Below are 2,963 nucleotides of genomic sequence, written 5' to 3'. Positions count from 1 at the left end.
GTATTTTCACTGGTTATAGTTTTCTGACGGGTTTGATAATATTTTTCATCAAATGTATCTAATAATTCTCCAATAGTTTTTATCTCTTGTTTCTCTCTCGATTTAATTCCTAAATACTTCTCATTCCAATCGAAAGTATGACGAGCAATTAATTTACCCAACTCGTAACATTCCTCAATTGCAGTTTTTAATCCCTCTAAATTTGCGGGTATTCCTAGAGATAAATCATACTGCTTTTTTGTCTTACCTAAACTGTAATCTCCTGGTTTTAAAGGTAAGGTAGCTCGTAATTGGAGAGAATTGCCAGTTTGTTTAATACTAACTCTTATTCTCTCCCTTTTTAAATTAGTATTAGCTTCCACTAACTTCTGTTCAAAAACTGCTTGATACTGTAATTCCGTTGCCTTTATTTTCGCCATTGTGCCTCTATAGCTGCCATCTGTAGTGTTCTGCGGCTCAAAGTCTGCAAACATATCTGCGAACCAGTCCCTTGAGTCTGCATTTGCATCCTCATGCAGAGATGGGGGATAGGTTTCCGATATTACAGTACAGCTATTTTCAGGTAAATAGACCACAAACCGACCTCTCTCCAAACCTCTCTCCTGCAAGGAGAGAGGCTTTGATTTACCCCCCTTCCAGCAACAAAGGTTTTTCTTTTTCCCTCTCCTCTTAGGAGAGGGTTAGGGAGAGGTAGGGAAGGGGCTGGGGGTTAGGTCTAATAATAGTAGTTCAAATACAAGAAAACTGCTGTAACTGTTAGGGATAAAAATTACCCTGACTCATTCCCTAAATATTCCCTTATTTATAAACTGAAATGGTGAAAATAAAATGTTCTGTCCGAGCAAAATTACCTGATAAAATAAGTTACTCAGGAACATTTACAGCATATCACCTGTTGTCATAGCAGTTATATGGTGCCTGGTGGTGTGATGTGCGCCCCAACTTTAACTGATATTACCCGCGCCTGGGCAATTTTGGAATATTTCCGCACCAATTGGTTAGAACCAGTTTGGTTAGGTTGTTCTTTAGAAAGATATGAAGAAATTCAATCTTATGAAGACTTTCAAAAGTGGTTAGATGAAGATGTTAAACATCGAGAATCTGACTTGGGTTTATATTGGCGCATGGGGTTAGATATCGGTTTAGATAGATATGGTGCTGGTGTGGGTAAATATGTGACTTGGGGTTATATTCCCCATGAGGATAAATACAATAAACCCACCATTGAAGGACGTAACGCGGCTGTGATTATGAAAGGCGGTGTTTATGATAGTTTTACGGATACTCATAGCTTGATGAATCAATCCTTTGCTCGTGAGAATTTAACCCATTCTTGGTATGATGAGGGTACAGAAGATTGGCATCCAAGCGATCGCACAACCACACCAATTAATAACAACCAAAAAGACTTTAATGGGGCATATTCTTGGTCTAGTGCAGTCCTCCACCAAGACTTAGGACGTTTAGAAGCAGGACCCCTCGCTCGTCAATTAGTTGCAGGGGGAAATCATGGGGAATCTTGGCAACATTATGACCCATTTATTCTCGATACATTCAAGAAAATGGGTGGTGCAAGTGTTCATCTTCGTCAATTAGGAAGAGTCCACGAAATAGTGAAACTATATCGCCAAGCTGAACGGTGTTTAAGAGAGTTCAAATTAAACGATCCTTGGTATATTAAACCAGAAGAAAAAGATGGTAAAGGTTGGGGTGCAACGGAAGCTGCTAGAGGTGCATTATGTCACTGGGTAGAAATCGAAAAAGGCAAAATTAAGAATTATCAAGTTATCGCTCCCGGTACTTGGAATATTGGACCCCGTGACGGTGCGGGAGAATTAGGACCAATTGAAAAAGCATTAATTGGAACACCAATTCAAGACCCGAAAGACCCTGTAGAAGTCGGTCATGTAGCCCGTTCTTTTGATTCATGTTTGGTGTGTACTGTTCACGCCCACGACGCGAAAACCGGCGAAGAATTAGCTCGTTTTAGAACAGCTTAATTTATGTTACTTAATACTTAAGATCCCCGACTTCTTAGAGAAGTCGGGGATCTGTTCTTTTCTCTATTTTTCGATAAGTCAGGGTTCTATATAATTGTTGTTTACAGTACAAAAGTTCCCAAATCCGTAGGTTAGTCTGAATTTTAAGGAATAATTGATAATTCCTAATGATCAGATTATGAATTATCAATTAGGAATTACTAAATACTAAAAGTGGTAACTAATTGTGTCTAATTTAGAACTACATCAATATCTTCCTAAGCTTCCTGAAGCCGCACTCCAAGAATTTATAGAATGGTGTATGTTGGATCAATCAACAGCCGCAGGATTAGAATTTAAACCTGATCAAAGTAAGTTAAAGAATTTAGCACCAGCGGATTATTCTAAGCAATTAGTTGACCAATTTATGAAAGTAAGACCTGACCCCATTAGAGCCGGGTTAGTAGCCGTAATTGCTGGAAAACAAGCCGATAAACACGAATTAACAGGTTTGGCTGCTGTGGTTGATTTTGTTTCTCTTTATGTTAAGTATTTAATTCCTAAAGATGGTACTAATCCAGAAGAAGCAGATGCAATTTTAGCTAAAGCATCACAACATCAATATGAGCAACTTGTAGAAATTGCTAAGAAACATGGTGTGAATTTATAAATTTGTAGGGTGGGCATTGCCCACCTCATGATTGATAGTTAACACTTCTGCTTTATATTAATTATATTTACGGCGTTGCTGAATTGAGGTATGAAATTCCCAAATTGAATCTTTAAAACTCAAACCTCAGTGCGTCTTTGCGCCTTTGCGTGAGACTAAAATTCATACCCTTAATCAGCAACGCCATATTTACCAAATTGGACAGTTTATGATTTAGCTGCGACCTTGTATAATTTGCTGAACAATAGACATCTGGTGAAAATTACAGCAAATTGTCATCAAACCCGGAACAAGAACCCCACCCCCAACCCCCT

The 2,963-nt window shown here is 38.6% G+C and carries 1 protein-coding gene and 2 pseudogenes; 2 read left to right on the top strand and 1 reads right to left on the bottom strand.

Annotated elements, in window-relative coordinates; translation table 11 throughout:
* A pseudogene (locus IQ228_RS24140) lies at positions 1–473 on the bottom strand (site-specific integrase); the annotation flags it as partial.
* Positions 474–899: 426 nt separating this feature from the next.
* On the opposite strand from IQ228_RS24140, the pseudogene IQ228_RS24135 reads away from it, so the two are divergent.
* Positions 900–2,000: pseudogene (locus tag IQ228_RS24135) on the top strand (nickel-dependent hydrogenase large subunit); the annotation flags it as partial.
* 226 nt (positions 2,001–2,226) lie between these two features.
* On the top strand, positions 2,227–2,649 hold the full coding sequence (locus IQ228_RS24130; protein WP_027401694.1) for a hypothetical protein: 423 nt from the start codon (positions 2,227–2,229) through the stop codon (positions 2,647–2,649).
* The last annotated feature ends 314 nt before the right edge of the window (positions 2,650–2,963 follow it).

Origin of the sequence: Dolichospermum sp. LEGE 00246 (assembly GCF_015207865.1) — a bacterium.
Lineage (GTDB): Bacteria > Cyanobacteriota > Cyanobacteriia > Cyanobacteriales > Nostocaceae > Dolichospermum > Dolichospermum heterosporum.
This window is presented reverse-complemented; position numbering and strand designations above follow the sequence as displayed.